We start from the raw sequence: 13586 nt of genomic DNA, 5'->3' as shown, positions 1-13586 counted from the left end.
TCTGGTGCCGGGTTTTTTGAGACTCAATAGGGATCTGGGACAAAGCCCGGGCGTGCGCCTGGGAATGCACGAGGACGGTAGTCGGGCGCCGGGCGCTGATGAGCTGGAATGACGCCCATCGCAATCAGGTTGGCGCGGCTGTTGTATCGAATGCGCACGATCTCATCGGGCCGTGTGCTGCGGCGCTCAAACTCGGTCTGGCCCACGCGGTCGCGTTCGCGGTCCCCATGGCCCGTGCCCAGCTGCGGGCCGGCGGCCGAAGGCCCGTCGCTGCGGTGCGACTTGCCCTGGAAGGACTCTTCGCCCTGTGGCACCGGCGCGCTGCGCCCGTAGATCTCGGCTTCCGGTGCCCGGTAGCCAGGCCGTTCGCGGAACACCGCCACGCCGATCACACCGACATCGTCCGGGCGACCGGTGCGTGCGGCGTAGGAGCGTGACAGGCGGGTGAACTCGAAGGCCGCGATCTCGCGGCGGCTCTTGCGCCAGCCGCTCACGTCGTAGCGTTGCCCCGGCGTCAACACGTAGCCGGCCTGGTCAAAGGCGGCGGTTTCGCCGGTGATGACGTTCACGCCATCCACCGACACCACGTTGAGCAGGCGTCTGCGCGAGCGGTTGTAGAGCTCCACGGCGTAGCGTGCGCCCGGTTCGCCCGCGATCCAGAGTTCACCTTGGTGGTGGTAGAACGGCAGGATTTCGCCGTTGTCGCGGTTGATGATGCGCACGTCGGCCAGCTGGCCCAGCGCCATGGCGGGCAGCGCCGACAGCAAGGCCGTGCCGGCGATGGCACCCAGCGCCATGCGGCGGGTGAGGGTGGTGGTGTTGGGGTTCATGGAGGCTCTCCTGATGCCAGGGGTGGATGGGAGCCTGCAGTACAAACGGCGCGCGTAAACGCTGATCGTGCTTCATGAAAAGCTTGTGTAAACCCGTGTTGCCAATGGTGCAACGCGCGGGCGCAGCGGCGGGTCGCACCAGGGCTGGAATAATCGCCACTTCCCTTTTAACCACAGCAAGGACTTTCCATGATCACCACCCCCAGCGGCCTGCAATACGAAGACACCGTGGTCGGCAACGGCGAAGTCGCCCAGGCCGGTCGCCCGGTGCAGGTGCACTACACCGGCTGGCTCTTCAACGACGGCGCGCAGGGCGCCAAGTTCGACTCCAGCAAAGACCGCGGCCAGCCCTTCGAATTCCCGCTCGGTGCCGGCCACGTCATCAAGGGCTGGGACGAAGGCGTGCAGGGCATGGCCGTGGGCGGCACGCGCCGCCTGGTCATCCCGGCCGCGCTGGGCTACGGCGCACGCGGTGCGGGCGGCGTGATTCCGCCCAACGCAACCCTGTTGTTCGAAGTCGACCTCCTCGCTGTATAAGACTCCCCCTGCGCCGCTTCGCGGCTTCCCCCCAGGGGGACCACGCCCTTGGACCGGCGAAGCCGGATCCTCGGCGTGTGCTGGGTGGCTCCCCTTCGCGCTCCGCCTCATCGCTTTGAGGGTGCGCGTGTTTCCATTGAAAGCCGACATGAACCAACGCCCCGCCATCCTGATCGCCCGTGCCGTGTTTCCCGAGGTGGTGGCGCGCCTGCGCGAGCACTTCGAAGTTGAAACCAACGACGAAGACGCGCCGTTCACGCCCGCGCAACTGATCGAGCGGCTGCAGGGCAAGGTGGGCGTGCTCACCACCGGCAGCGAGCGCATCGACGCGGCGCTGCTGGCCGCCTGCCCCCAGCTCAAGGTGGTCTGCAACATCGCGGTCGGTTACAACAACTTCGACGTGCCGGCCATGACGGCGGCCGGTGTGCTCGGCACCAACACGCCCGACGTGCTGACCGAGACCACGGCCGACTTCGGCTTTGCCTTGCTCATGGCCACGGCGCGGCGCATCACCGAAAGCGAACATTTTCTGCGCGCAGGCCAATGGAACCGTTGGGCGCTGGACATGTTCGCCGGCGCCGAGGTGCACGGCAGCACGCTGGGCATCCTGGGCATGGGCCGCATCGGCCAGGCCATTGCGCGGCGCGGCGCGCACGGTTTTGGCATGAACGTGATTTATCACAACCGCTCCCGGCTTGACGCCGAGAGCGAAGCCGCCTGCCGTGCGCGCTACGTCAGCAAGGCCGAGCTGCTGCAGCAGGCCGACCACCTGGTGCTGGTGTTGCCCTACAGCGCCGAATCGCACCACGCCATCGGCGCCGCCGAACTCGCGCAGATGAAGCCCACGGCTACGCTGGTTAACATCGCGCGCGGCGGCATCGTGGACGACGCGGCGCTGGCCGTGGCGCTGCGCGAGAAACGCCTCGCGGCGGCCGGGCTGGATGTGTTCGAAGGCGAGCCCTGCGTGCACCCCGGCCTGCTCGACGTGCCCAACGTGGTGCTCACGCCGCACATCGCCAGCGCCACACTCAAGACCCGGCGCGCCATGGCCGATCTGGCCGCGGACAACCTGATCGCCTACCTGACCCGCGGCGAGGCGCTGACCCCGCTGAACGCCGGTTTGCCGAACCCGCGCTGAAAACCGCGCGGGTCTAACGCAGCAGTGGCAGCACCGCTGTCTGACCGGTTTGCGTGGCGTGGTCGCTGGCGCTCAGACCCTCCCTGTCGCGCAGCGCAGGCTCGGCGCCCGCAACCAGCAACAATCGGATCAATGCCGCATCGCCGCGCTGCGCCGCGAGCATGAGGGCCGTGCGTCCTGTGGCATCGCGGGTGTTGACATCGGTGCCTGTGGCGAGCAGGCGGCGCACGGCACCAGGATCCCCCTGCGCGGTGGCCGCGAGCAGGGGTGGCAGGGCGGCCGCTGATCGAGCGCGGTCGGCCGCAGGCGCTTCCCGGCGCAGCGTCGCTGCGTTGCGGGCCGGTTCCCGGGCGGCGGGTGCCACGGCTGCATCGGCGTTCGACGAATCCGGGGCCACCTGGGTCAGGGCGCCGGGTGCCGCCCGCTCGGCGTACGGAGCCGCGGCTGGCGCTGCCGGTGCACCGGCCATCGAAGCGCCTGCCGAGTCAGTTGCCACGGGTGTTGGTGCCGGGCCGGCAGCGGGCTCCGCCGGTCGCTGTGGTGCCGTTGGCCGGACCTTGGCGGATGGCGGCGTGGCCGCGGCCGCGGCTTCCCGGGCGACATCGGGAACGGGCGGTGGCGCGGGCAGGGTTTTCAGCGATGGGGCTGCGCCCGCCTCGCGGCTGTCCGTCGGGCCTGCAGCCGGTTCACCCGCGGGCCGGCTGTCTGTCGCAGCGGCGGGTGCTGGTCTTGTGGCAGCCGGCGCTGGAGGTGCGCCGAACGCGGCCTCGCGCTCCTCGGGCGACCCGCGGTCGAACTGCAGCACGAGCAGACCCACGAGGCCGAGCACGGCCAGGCTGCCCAGGGCGCGCAGGGTCCACGAAGGGTCGTTGCTGGCGGGCTGGCGGCCTTTGGAAGAAGCCCCGTCTTTCTGCGCGGCGGCCACGCTGCGCGCATGGGCCAGCACGGCCTCGCGCAGCGCGGGACCGGGACGCGCGTCGTCGAGCGCATTGGCTTCGTGGTAGCGGCGCAGCAGCCGGTCTTCGCCGCCGTCGTCGGGTCCGCTGGGCGGTGGGGGAAAACGGTTCATGCATGCGCCTCCAGGGTTTCGCGCAGGCGGGCGCGGGCATAGCGCAGGCGGCTCTTGGCCGTTTCGGGGCTCACGCCGGTGGTCTGTGCGATCTCGGCCAGGCTCAGGCCGCCTTCGGCCTGCAGCAGGAAGGCCTCGCGCTGGTTGGCGGGCAGCGCGGCGAGCGCGTCCAGCAGCGCCTGCGCCTGCTCGCGCGAGGTCAGCCGGCGCTCGGGGCCGAAGCCGGATTCGGCCGCCAGCGTGTCGGCCAGGCTGGCGCCGTCTTCGGTGGCCGCATCGAGGCTGGCGTGGTGCTTGTGCGTGCGCCAGTGGTCCACCAGCCGGTGGTGGGCGAGGGTGAACAGCCAGGTCCGCCAGCGGGCGCGCACTTCATAGGCCGGCGCCTGCCGCGCCAGGCTGAACCACACGTCCTGCACCAGATCGTCGGCCAGGGCCTTGTCGTTCACGCTGCGCATCACGAAGCGCCACACCGGCAGGGCGTGGCGGTCGTAGAGGGTTTCGAAGGCGCGCGCGTCTCCGGCCGCAAAGGCCAACATGAGCTGCTCATCAGAGGGCGCATTCACCGCGGACATGCGGTGGATTATGGCGAGCGGGCGCGCAGCGTGCGGCCTGCCATGCGCTTCTGTACCAGGTGATCCAACATGCCGGAGCGTGATCCGCAGCGCATGAAACGGTTCAACCAAGAGACACCGCCGGGCTGGCTTTGCCAGACGGCTGGTGTGCCTTGTAGGCCCCGGCTGCGCCAGAGTCGCAGCCTCTTCGGGCTGTCCAAGCCTGCGCAGGCAGGCTTGGAGCCGCAGCCCTCAGCCCCTTGGAGGGGGTCGCGCGAAGCGCGGCGGGGGTGTTCATTTCAGTAAGGGTCGGGCGCGTAGCCAGGGTGGGGTGCACCGGGAAACGGGTTGGGCCGCGGGGGCACGGCCGTGGTCGGCAGGATGCCCATGGCAATCAGGTTTTCGCGGCTGTCGTAGCGGATGCGGATCAGTTCGTCGGGCCGTTCGCTGCGGCGCTCGAAGCTGGTGTGGCCCACCCACGAGCCTTCGCGCTCGCCGTGACCGGTGCCCAGGCGGGGTGCCGGGCTGGCCGGGGCCATGCGGCGCAAAGCCGGCGCGGCTTCACGGGCCATCGCGTTGGCGCTGTCGGCCGAGGCGGCAGGTGCCGGGGCCCCTGCCGCCTCGGCGCGGCCTTTGAAGTCCGCTGCCGATTCGGCGTCGGACAGGCGTTCGCGTGATGGATATGACTGGCTGTAGGGCTCGGGTTGAGGTGCGATGACCGGCGGGGGCGGCGTCTTTTCGCGGAACACGGCCACGCCGATCACGCCCACCTGCGCCGGACGGCCGGTGCGCGCGGCGTAGGACGCGGGGGCCGCGGTGAAGTGGAAAGCGGCGACCTCGGCGTCGCTCTTGCGCCAGCCGGTGATCTCGTAGCGCTGCCCGGGGCTCAGCACGTAGCCGGTCTGGTGCCAGGCGGCGGTTTCGCCCGAGACGACGTTGACGCCGTCCACCGACACGACCCCGAGCACGCGGCCGTGCGTGGCGTTGCGCAGGGCCACGGCGTAGCGCGCGCCGGGTCGCCCGGCCACCCAGTGTTCGCCGCGGTGCTGGTAGACCGGCAGGGTTTCGCCGCTGTCGCGGTCGATGACCTGGATGTCGCTCAGCCGCCCCAGGGCGTGGGCGGGCAGGGCGCTGAAGAGGGAGAGGGCCGCGAACGCGGGCAGGACCAGGCGGCGCAGGGCTGGGCGATGGGGGGTCATGGAGGCTCCTGAAAAAAAGGTGGAGCCCACTGAAACGAAGAACCACGCCCGACGGGGTTGGCGTGCCCCGGGTTTTGTGTAACAGCGTGTGCGCGCGTGCCGCTCAGCAGCGCTCGCAGGCGCTCAGCGCCTGGGCCACACCGAGCCGGGTCTGCTCGGTCAGGTAGTCGAGAAACACCCGCGTGCGCTGCGGCATGAACTTGCGGCTGGGCAAGGCCGCGTAGAGCGTGTAGCGGCCGGCAATCCAGGGACGAAGCACGCGCACCAGGGCGCCACTGGCGAGGTGCGGGGCGGCGATTTCCACCGTGGCGCCGGTGATGCCCGCACCGTCGAGCGCGGCGCGCTGCAGGGTGTCGGTGTGGTTGGCCCAAAGCACAGGCGTCACATCCAGCTCGACCTGCTCGTTCTCGTCGTCGGAGCGGAACAGGCGCCAGTAGCGGCTGCGCAGGCCATCGGGTTTGATGCGCAGGCAGTCGTGCTGTTGCAGGTCGGCCGGTGTCTGTGGCACGCCGCGACGTGCCAGGTAGGCCGGTGAAGCGACCAGGATGGCCTCGGTACTGATCACCTTGCGCGCGATCACATCGCCGTCAAAGCCATCGCTGGCGCCGAGCAGGGTGATGTCGAAATCTTCGATCGGTGGATCACGGTGCGACTCGACCTCGATGTCGAGCCGGATGTCCGGGTAAGCCTGGCGGAAGCCCGTGATCAGCGGCGCGAGCACGTAGGTGGCGAGCACAGGGGGCGCGAGGATGCGCAGAACACCCGAGAGCGTGTGGGTGTGCGAGCTGACCACGGCGTCCGCTTCGTCCAGGTCCTGCAGGATGTGGCGCACCCGCTGCAGGTACTGCTCGCCGGCTTCGGTGAGCGACTGGCGCCGGGTGGTGCGGTGCAGCAGGCGCGTGCCCAGGTGGTCTTCGAGATCGGCGACCAGGCGGGTCACCACCGCGGGCGACATGTCCAGTGCCCGGGCCGCGGCCGCGAAGCTGCCTTCGTCGATCACCCGCAGGAAAACACGCATCGAAGTCAGACGGTCCATGAGGTGGCGCTCCAGAGATTCAATGGCTTTATTGTTGCTGAAAACGAAATAGATTGACGTTGATATGGTGATTTTTCTTTGGAAACAGAAACTTTAAAGTTCACCCATCGCAGCGAAACAACCCCTTAAACCGCTACGAAGCCCAACCGACCTGACCGGTGTTTCTGAACTGTCAACGGCAACGAAACAAACCGAAAAACAGCGAAACCTCGCTGAGAAGACACCCCAGGGGCGGCCCGGCACGATCCATCCGTCACCCACTTTTTCACTCCCCCGAAAGGAAACGCACCATGAAATTCGCAAACCGCTCCACCGTTCTCTCCTCCGTCGCCCTCGCCATCGCTGCCCTGAGCGCCGGCCACGCCCTTGCCGCCGACCCGGCCGATGCCAAGACCCGTGAACAGGTCCGCGCCGAATACCTGGACGCCCAGCGCAATGGCGACCTGCTGGCCAACGGCGAGACGGGCCAGACCCTGCGCCAGTTGAACCCGGGCGCCTACCCTGCAGTGGCCGTGCAGGCCAAGACCCGCGCCCAGGTGCAGGCCGAGCTGCTGGCGGCCCAGCGCAACGGCGACGTCGTGGCCAACAGCGAAACCGGTCAGACGTTGGCTGAAGTGGCGCCCCAGAACTTCCCGGACCGCGCCGTGGCCGCCGCGAAGACCCGCGACCAGGTCAAGGTCGAACTGAGCGAAGCCCAGGCCCGTGGTGAGGTGGTGGCCAACTCGGAAACCGGCCAGACCGCCAAAGACCTGAACCCCGGCCGTTATGCCAACACCGCTGTGGCCCAGGGCAAGACCCGCGAGCAGGTGCGTGCCGAGCTGCGCGAAGCGCAACGCAATGGCGACGTGATGGCCAACTCGGAGAGTGGCCAGACGCTCAAGGATCTGAACCCCGGCCGTTACCCTGTCTCGTCGATGAACTGATCCCCGTCGGATCCCGCGATGGCGGCCTGGTGACCTTCGTGTTGCCAGGCCGCTTTTCTGTGTGCGATGGCCATCGAAGGGCCGTGGGCCATCTGGTACAAACCGGGGCCAACCAACGGCACAACCCAGGAGACCCATGAGCACGTTCAACAAAGTGGTGTTGTTCACCGACACCGATGGCCGCGCGCGATTCCGCGAAGAGACCGTGGCCTTGAGCGAGGGCTCGCCCGCGGCCCGCCTGTCGCCGCTGATGTCCTCGGAAGGTTTTCAGCTGCGCGAGAGTCCGGTGGGCTTTCGCAGCCAGTTCCATTGCACCGGCGCACCGCAGTGGCTGTTCGTGCTGCGCGGGCAGATGGAGATCGGTCTGCAGGACGGCAGCTCGCGCACCTTCGGCCCGGGCGATCATTTCTATTCGGCTGACACCCTGCCCGAAGGCGCGACCTTCAACCCCGCGGTGCACGGGCACTGGAGCCGCCAGGTGGGCGATCAACCGCTGGTGACGCTGTTCGTGCGCGGTTGATCTGCCGCGCCGCCGGGCCATCCGCGCGACAACCCTGAGCGCGCCGGGGTGGCGCTTGCGCCGGGCACGTGCCTGCCGGAAACTGGCGGGCCGTTCATCGCCATGGTCACGGTCGAATTTGCCCCCACCCTGCGCCGCCATGTGGACTGCGCGCCCCAGCTCGTCGCTCCCGGCGCACTGCGCGAAGTGCTGGAAGCGGCACTGCTCGCCGCACCCGAGCTGGCGCACTACGTGTTCGATGACCAGCGCGCGGTGCGCAAACACGTGGCGGTGTTCGTCAACCGTCAGATGGTGAGGGACCGCGCCGTGTTGAACCAGCCGTTGGCCGCGGGCGACCGGGTGCTGGTGGTCCAGGCGCTGAGCGGCGGCTGAACCCCTCCACCCATGCCAGGAGATCGAGATGCAGACGCTGTTGCTCGCCACCCGCAAGGGCCTGTTCGTGTTGCACGGTGCGGGCACGGACTGGGCCATCGCCGCCCACCACTTTCCCGGCGAACCGGTCACCGCCGTGCTGGCCGATGCGCGCGACGGCGCCTGGACCGCGGCGTTGCGCCTGGGCCATTTCGGCGTCAAGCTGCACCGCAGCACCGACCGCGGTCAGACTTGGCAGGAAGTTGCCGCTCCCGCTTTTCCGCCGAAACCCACCGAAGGCCCCTGGGCCGATGACACCACGCCCTGGAGCGTGGACCTGATCTGGGCACTCGCGGCAGGCGGACCCGACCAGCCCGGCACGCTCTGGGCCGGCTGCATCCCGGCCGGGCTGTTCCGCTCCCATGACGCCGGCGCCAGCTGGTCGCTCAACACCCCGCTGTGGGAGCAGCCTAGGCGCCGCGACTGGATGGGCGGCGGTTACGACCACGCGGGTATCCACTCCATCGTCGTGGACCCGAGGGATTCGCGCCATGTGACGTTGGCCGTGTCCTGTGGCGGTGTCTGGCAGACCCGCGATGGCGGCGAAAGCTGGACCCTCACCGCCAGTGGCATGAAGGCCGACTACCTGCCGCCCGAGAACGCCGACGATGGCAACGCGCAGGACCCGCATTGCATGGTGCAGTGCGCGGCCAACCCCGATGTGTTGTGGCTGCAGCACCACTGCGGCATCTACCGTTCGGACGACGGTGGCCAGCGGTGGATCGGCATCACCGCACCGGCGCCTTCGGGCTTTGGCTTCGCCGTGGCCTGCGACCCGCACAACCCGCAGCGCGCCTGGTTCGTGCCGGCGCAGGCCGATGCCTGCCGCATCCCGGTGGACGGGCGCATGGTGGTGAACCGCACTGACGACGGCGGTGCCCGCTTCCAGACTTTCTCCAGCGGCCTGCCTCAGAGCCACGCCTACCACCTGGTCTACCGCCACGGGTTGGACGTGAGCGCTGACGGTCAGACCCTGGCCATGGCCTCGACCACGGGCGGCCTGTGGATCAGCGCAGACGCGGGTGAACATTGGACGGCGGTGTCGAACGACCTGCCGCCGGTGGCGATGCTGCGGTTGGTTTGAGGCAACCGCTTCCCCTCGCGGCGTGTTGCGATCGCCGTTTCCCCCGGGGTGTCCCGAAGCAGCCAGTGTGCAACCCCCCCAGTTGCCGCGTTGTCTTAAGTGATTCTTAAGTGGCGATTCTTTACATTTTCAGGCTGGCTGCGAGGGGGCACATGCGTTCCATTCACGTGGAGGTGTGATGGATGCAGATCGTGTGATGGCTCGCGGCACGAAGTATTCACGAACAGGTGTCGAGGAGCACACAATGCCGGCCAAAGGACTGACCAATCGGTTCATTTTTGATGACCCGAAATACGCCGCCCTGGCGACAGAGGGCGCGGTCAAATACAAACAGGGGTCTCCTTTTCCCCATATCGCATTCGACAATTTTTTGCCCGAAGACGTGGCAGACGCCGTGCTGAAGGAGTTTCCCCAGCCGGGTGATATTGACTGGCACAACTACAACCGCCAGACCGAAATCAAGCTGGTTTGCGCCGATGAGTCGAAGTTCGGACCGGTGACCCGCAACTTGTTCTACCAGCTGCATTCACTGCCCTTCCTGCGGTTTCTGGAAAAGGTCACGGGCATTCCGAACCTGATTCCCGATCCGGCATTGCGTGGTGGTGGTTTGCACCAGATCCGCCGCGGTGGTCTGCTCAAACTCCACGCCGACTTCAATCACCACGACGCCACCTTTCTGGACCGGCGCGTCAACATCCTGCTGTATTTGAACAAGGACTGGAAAGAGGAATACGGCGGCAATCTGGAGTTGTGGAACAAGGACACGTCGTTCTGCGGTGACAAGATCCTGCCGGTTTTCAACCGGTTGGCCATCTTTTCCACCACCAGCGAATCCTTTCACGGGCACCCCGATCCCCTGAATTGCCCCGAAGACATGACGCGCAAATCGTTGGCGCTCTATTTCTACACCAATGGTCGGCCCAAGGGTGAAGCCGACGGTATCCACACCACCATTTTCAAGGCACGTCCCACCGAGGAATTCAAAGGCGTCTTTTGGCGTATGGGTCAGGACTTTGCTCCCCCCATTCTGTGGCGCACCGCCAGGCGCATGCGTGAGCGCTTCTTCAGCGGGACGATCCAGAAACGCGGCTGAGCGCGGCCAGTCCCACGCCGCCCTGTGCGGCGTTCAGTTGGGCTTGGTGGTGTCCTTGGCCAACGCCAGGCGAATGCGCACCAGCAACCCCCCGGTCGGCGCTGTGCCCAGTTCCAGCCGGGCCTTGTGCCGTTCAACAATGCTTCGCACGATGGCCAGACCGAGCCCGCTGCCGGTGGACTGTCCCTGATCCAGCCGGACGAAGCGTTCCTGGACCCTTTCACGGTCCGCCGGTGCAATGCCGGGCCCGTTGTCCATCACCTCGACCACGGCCTGGTTGTCGACCACGCGCAAGGCCAGGTCCACGCGGGCACCTTCCCCCGCGTAGCGCAAGGCGTTGTCCACCAGGTTGTCGAGCAGGGCGCACAGTGCCTGCTCATCGCCCCACACACGGGCCGGATCGGCAGAGATCAGGCCCAGGTCGATGTGCTGCTCGGCGGCACGCGCCGCAAATGACACCACGGCCCCGCGCACCAGTTCATCCAGTTGCACCAGCGAGCGTTCGGTTTGGCGCGCATCGGGTTCCAGCCGTGCGAGCAGCAGTAACTGCGACACCAGGTGACCGGTGCGCGCAATGCCGCGATCCAGTTCATCCAGCGCGATGAGCCGGTCGGTCTCGGGCGCGCGCCGCACCAGCTGGGCCTGCAGCTTGACGGCGGCCAGGGGTGTGTTGAGCTCGTGCGCGGCATCGGCGAGAAAGCGCCGCTGGTTGACCAGCAGGGTGTCGAGGCGGGTGAGCAGTTGATTGAGGGTCTCGGCCAGGGGAACGAGTTCCCTGGGCAGTTCGCTGGTGGACAACGGCCGCAAGCCGGCCACATCACGTTGGCCCAATTCGCGGCGCATGCTTTCGAGCGGGCGCAGCGAGCGCAGCACCGCCTGATGGATCAGCAGGCCCAGCACCAGCACCAGCACGCCCAGCGGAATCAGGAGCCAGGTGATCAGCACGTAGAAGTGCTGCCGCCGGATATGGGTGGTCACCGCCACCTGAACCACGCGCTCCGCATGCGGCAGGGTGTACAGGCGCCAGCTCTGACCGCGCCAGGTGACGATGTGGTGCCCCTGCGCCTGCATGGGCGGCCCCACCTCCGGTAACGACGAATAGAGCAACCCGCCCTGGTTGCTCCATATCTGGCTGACGAACTGGTCAAGGTATTCGTCGTCGGCAAACCACCTTTTTTCCAGAATGGACAGATCCTGCTGGGCATGGGAGGGAACCAGGTGGCTGCTGGCCTCCAGCGAAGGATCGTGTCGCAGCACGGTCTGTGCGATCTGTTCGAGTCCCTGGTCCCGCACATCGTTGAACCCCACCCAGGCGAGCCGAAAAATCAGAACGCTGACCACCACCGCCGTCAACAGCAGGGCCGAGATCTGCCAGAGCAGAAGGCGTGACCGGATGGATCTCAAGCGAGTTGCACCAGCTTGTAGCCCACGCCCCGCACGTTCACGATCCAGGGCTCGCCCAGCTTCTTGCGCAGGTTGTGCAGATGCACCTCGACGGCGTTGCTGGTGACTTCGTTGCCCCAGGTGTAGAGCTGCTTTTCGAGCAGGTCCAGCGACAGCACGGCACCGGGTTGGCGCATCAGTATTTCCAACAGGTCGAACTCGCGCGGCGACAGCGCCAGGGCGGTCTCGCCGAGCCGTGCCAGTCGCTCGATCGGGTTCAGTTGCAGTCGGCCCAGCTGGAGCTGCGGCTGGCTTTGACCCATCTGCCGGCGGGCGAGCGCATGGATGCGAGCGGTCAGTTCATCGAGATCAAAGGGCTTGCTCAGGTAGTCGTCGGCACCCAGGTTCAATCCGGCCACACGATCGTGAACGGCGTCCCGGGCGGTCACGAACATCACCGGGGTACCGACACCTTGCTGGCGCATGCGGCGCAGCAGCTCCAGACCGTCGATCTTGGGCAGCCCGATGTCGAGCAGGATCACATCGTAGGTGTGGCTTTCCAGTGCATTCAGGACATGCTGGCCGTCGCGCACCCGGTCCAGGGTGAACCCGGCCAGATTCAGGCCTTTTTCCATGCTGTCGCCCAGCATGGCATCGTCTTCAGCGAGCAGCAGTTTCATGGGGGTCAGTGGTACTTGGCCAGCGCTCAATTACACCAGAACCGATGCGCTCCCCCACCGCTTGCTGTGCCGGTTCCGGCAGTCGCAGTCGCAGCAGCGCGCGCACAAAACCGTGGTCGCTGCGGCTGCGGTCGCGGCCTTCGAACAGGTGGTCGTTGAACACCTCGACGCGCCGCACATCACCGATCGATGAGCGGCTGGTGGCCACGAACTCCTCGCTCACGAGCACCTGGTCCAGCACCTCGGGGTAGCCTTGGTGGATGTGGGAAAAGGCCACGTCGCGGCGCAGCGCGGCCTCGCCCATCACGTCCCAGGCGCTGAAGAGCGCGTTGTCGCGCGCACCCTTGTCGTAGGCCACCTGCGAGGTGGCGGCGATCAGCTGGGTGGTGACGCTGTGCGGCCCGTCGTTCAGGTCGCCCATGACGATCAGCGGCAGGCGCGTGCGGTGCAGCAGTTCCACCACTTTCAGCCGCAGCGCCAGCGCCTCGCCGGCGCGCATGATCAGCGAGCGCAGCGAGCCCAAGGCCTGCACCGCCGGGTCGTCCGGGTCTTCCAGCGGGTGGCCCTCGGCGTCCTGCAGGTACTTGGGTCGCTTGGACTTCAGGTGCGCCGTGATCACGGCCACTTCCTGGCCGTGCTTCAAGCGCAGGATGGCCAGCAGCGGTGGGCGCTCGAAGCGGGTGTGCTGTCCGAGGCCCGGCACGTCCACCACCGCAGCGGCGGGAAAGTCGGTCAGCGATGTGACCGACTCGACCTTGAGCCGTGTCACGATGCCCACGCGCGGCGTGCCAAGCGCGCCCTGTTGCCCGGGGCCGTTTTCCGCACCGGGTACGCCCACGAAGCCGTATTGCAAGCCACTGCGCGCCACGGCCGCGCGCAGCGCGAGCTCGTCCCACACTTCCTGCACCGCAAGCACGTCGGCGTTGAGCGCCTTGAAGCGCTCGCCGAGCCAAGCCACCTTGCGGTCGAACTCGTGCTGGCTGTAGGGGTCCTGGCCGTCGTAGAAATGCCGCCCGGGTTGTGCCAGGTTGAGCACGTTGGCGGTGGCCACCATCAAGGTGGCAAAACGCGGAGTGTTGGGCGGGACAGGGACTTGCATGGTTGCACTGTAACCAGCGGAGGGGTGCCTGTG

At 67.4% G+C, this 13586-nt stretch carries 15 protein-coding genes; 7 read left to right on the top strand and 8 right to left on the bottom strand.

What is annotated here, in order from left to right; genetic code table 11:
• Positions 1 to 23 precede the first annotated feature (23 nt).
• Positions 24 to 830: a hypothetical protein gene (locus F3K02_RS21960; protein ID WP_177137896.1), complete on the bottom strand. Its 807-nt coding sequence runs from the start codon at positions 828 to 830 to the stop codon at positions 24 to 26.
• Positions 831 to 1019: 189 nt separating this feature from the next.
• Between F3K02_RS21960 and F3K02_RS21955 the strand changes: the two genes are divergently transcribed.
• Positions 1020 to 1367, top strand: a complete 348-nt coding sequence (locus tag F3K02_RS21955) for an FKBP-type peptidyl-prolyl cis-trans isomerase (protein WP_177137893.1) — start codon at positions 1020 to 1022, stop codon at positions 1365 to 1367.
• A gap of 148 nt (positions 1368 to 1515) precedes the next feature.
• Positions 1516 to 2505, top strand: coding sequence for a 2-hydroxyacid dehydrogenase (locus F3K02_RS21950; protein ID WP_177137891.1), 990 nt, complete (start codon positions 1516 to 1518; stop codon positions 2503 to 2505).
• 13 nt (positions 2506 to 2518) lie between these two features.
• Here the strand turns inward: F3K02_RS21950 and F3K02_RS21945 are convergent, their stop codons facing one another.
• The 4 genes from F3K02_RS21945 to F3K02_RS21930 all read right to left on the bottom strand — a co-directional run bounded on the left by F3K02_RS21945 (position 2519) and on the right by F3K02_RS21930 (position 6360).
• A complete protein-coding gene (locus F3K02_RS21945) occupies positions 2519 to 3574 on the bottom strand; it encodes an ankyrin repeat domain-containing protein (protein WP_177137890.1) in 1056 nt (351 codons plus the stop codon).
• Positions 3571 to 4110, bottom strand: a complete 540-nt coding sequence (locus tag F3K02_RS21940; protein ID WP_177137936.1) for a sigma-70 family RNA polymerase sigma factor — start codon at positions 4108 to 4110, stop codon at positions 3571 to 3573. Before F3K02_RS21940 ends, F3K02_RS21945 begins: the two co-directional genes overlap by 4 nt.
• A gap of 314 nt (positions 4111 to 4424) precedes the next feature.
• Positions 4425 to 5324 carry a hypothetical protein gene (locus tag F3K02_RS21935; RefSeq protein WP_177137889.1) on the bottom strand — a complete coding sequence of 300 codons (900 nt, stop codon included), beginning with the start codon at positions 5322 to 5324 and terminating at the stop codon, positions 4425 to 4427.
• 103 nt (positions 5325 to 5427) lie between these two features.
• Entirely contained in the window at positions 5428 to 6360 is a 933-nt protein-coding gene (locus F3K02_RS21930; protein ID WP_177137888.1) for a LysR family transcriptional regulator, read from the bottom strand.
• 290 nt (positions 6361 to 6650) lie between these two features.
• Between F3K02_RS21930 and F3K02_RS21925 the strand changes: the two genes are divergently transcribed.
• The 5 genes from F3K02_RS21925 to F3K02_RS21905 all read left to right on the top strand — a co-directional run bounded on the left by F3K02_RS21925 (position 6651) and on the right by F3K02_RS21905 (position 10391).
• Positions 6651 to 7283, top strand: coding sequence for a DUF4148 domain-containing protein (locus F3K02_RS21925; RefSeq protein ID WP_177137887.1), 633 nt, complete (start codon positions 6651 to 6653; stop codon positions 7281 to 7283).
• 136 nt (positions 7284 to 7419) lie between these two features.
• Positions 7420 to 7803: a cupin domain-containing protein gene (locus tag F3K02_RS21920; protein WP_177137886.1), complete on the top strand. Its 384-nt coding sequence runs from the start codon at positions 7420 to 7422 to the stop codon at positions 7801 to 7803.
• Positions 7804 to 7905: 102 nt separating this feature from the next.
• Positions 7906 to 8175 (top strand): MoaD/ThiS family protein, encoded by a 270-nt coding sequence (locus F3K02_RS21915; RefSeq protein WP_177137885.1) that lies wholly within the window; start codon positions 7906 to 7908, stop codon positions 8173 to 8175.
• Positions 8176 to 8203: 28 nt separating this feature from the next.
• On the top strand, positions 8204 to 9298 hold the full coding sequence (locus F3K02_RS21910) for a WD40/YVTN/BNR-like repeat-containing protein (protein WP_177137884.1): 1095 nt from the start codon (positions 8204 to 8206) through the stop codon (positions 9296 to 9298).
• A 178-nt stretch (positions 9299 to 9476) separates the two neighbouring features.
• Entirely contained in the window at positions 9477 to 10391 is a 915-nt protein-coding gene (locus tag F3K02_RS21905; RefSeq protein ID WP_218179546.1) for a 2OG-Fe(II) oxygenase, read from the top strand.
• Between the two features lie 33 nt (positions 10392 to 10424).
• On the opposite strand, the gene F3K02_RS21900 is transcribed toward F3K02_RS21905, so the two are convergent.
• From F3K02_RS21900 to F3K02_RS21890, 3 genes are read right to left on the bottom strand one after another with little or no spacing between them, the layout of a single operon-like run.
• On the bottom strand, positions 10425 to 11795 hold the full coding sequence (locus F3K02_RS21900) for a sensor histidine kinase (RefSeq protein ID WP_177137882.1): 1371 nt from the start codon (positions 11793 to 11795) through the stop codon (positions 10425 to 10427).
• Positions 11792 to 12454, bottom strand: coding sequence for a response regulator (locus F3K02_RS21895; RefSeq protein WP_177137880.1), 663 nt, complete (start codon positions 12452 to 12454; stop codon positions 11792 to 11794). The genes F3K02_RS21900 and F3K02_RS21895 overlap by 4 nt, the downstream gene beginning before the upstream one ends.
• The gene (locus F3K02_RS21890) at positions 12435 to 13553 is read right to left on the bottom strand and encodes an endonuclease/exonuclease/phosphatase family protein (RefSeq protein WP_177137878.1); all 1119 of its coding nucleotides are present in this window, start codon (positions 13551 to 13553) and stop codon (positions 12435 to 12437) included. The genes F3K02_RS21895 and F3K02_RS21890 overlap by 20 nt, the downstream gene beginning before the upstream one ends.
• Positions 13554 to 13586: the final 33 nt, after the last annotated feature.

Source organism: Hydrogenophaga aromaticivorans (assembly GCF_013387465.1).
Classification (GTDB): Bacteria; Pseudomonadota; Gammaproteobacteria; order Burkholderiales; family Burkholderiaceae_C; genus Hydrogenophaga; species Hydrogenophaga aromaticivorans.
This window is presented reverse-complemented; position numbering and strand designations above follow the sequence as displayed.

What these genes read in the sequence shown, in the direction of transcription:
- F3K02_RS21895 (WP_177137880.1), bottom strand. Translation starts at nt 12,454, where the DNA reads ATGAAACTGCTGCTCGCTGAAGACGATGCCATGCTGGGCGACAGCATG.
- F3K02_RS21905 (WP_218179546.1), top strand. Translation starts at nt 9,477, where the DNA reads ATGGATGCAGATCGTGTGATGGCTCGCGGCACGAAGTATTCACGAACA.
- F3K02_RS21910 (WP_177137884.1), top strand. Translation starts at nt 8,204, where the DNA reads ATGCAGACGCTGTTGCTCGCCACCCGCAAGGGCCTGTTCGTGTTGCAC.
- F3K02_RS21955 (WP_177137893.1), top strand. Translation starts at nt 1,020, where the DNA reads ATGATCACCACCCCCAGCGGCCTGCAATACGAAGACACCGTGGTCGGC.
- F3K02_RS21915 (WP_177137885.1), top strand. Translation starts at nt 7,906, where the DNA reads ATGGTCACGGTCGAATTTGCCCCCACCCTGCGCCGCCATGTGGACTGC.
- F3K02_RS21930 (WP_177137888.1), bottom strand. Translation starts at nt 6,360, where the DNA reads ATGGACCGTCTGACTTCGATGCGTGTTTTCCTGCGGGTGATCGACGAA.
- F3K02_RS21960 (WP_177137896.1), bottom strand. Translation starts at nt 830, where the DNA reads ATGAACCCCAACACCACCACCCTCACCCGCCGCATGGCGCTGGGTGCC.
- F3K02_RS21890 (WP_177137878.1), bottom strand. Translation starts at nt 13,553, where the DNA reads ATGCAAGTCCCTGTCCCGCCCAACACTCCGCGTTTTGCCACCTTGATG.
- F3K02_RS21935 (WP_177137889.1), bottom strand. Translation starts at nt 5,324, where the DNA reads ATGACCCCCCATCGCCCAGCCCTGCGCCGCCTGGTCCTGCCCGCGTTC.
- F3K02_RS21945 (WP_177137890.1), bottom strand. Translation starts at nt 3,574, where the DNA reads ATGAACCGTTTTCCCCCACCGCCCAGCGGACCCGACGACGGCGGCGAA.
- F3K02_RS21940 (WP_177137936.1), bottom strand. Translation starts at nt 4,110, where the DNA reads ATGTTGGCCTTTGCGGCCGGAGACGCGCGCGCCTTCGAAACCCTCTAC.
- F3K02_RS21920 (WP_177137886.1), top strand. Translation starts at nt 7,420, where the DNA reads ATGAGCACGTTCAACAAAGTGGTGTTGTTCACCGACACCGATGGCCGC.
- F3K02_RS21925 (WP_177137887.1), top strand. Translation starts at nt 6,651, where the DNA reads ATGAAATTCGCAAACCGCTCCACCGTTCTCTCCTCCGTCGCCCTCGCC.
- F3K02_RS21950 (WP_177137891.1), top strand. Translation starts at nt 1,516, where the DNA reads ATGAACCAACGCCCCGCCATCCTGATCGCCCGTGCCGTGTTTCCCGAG.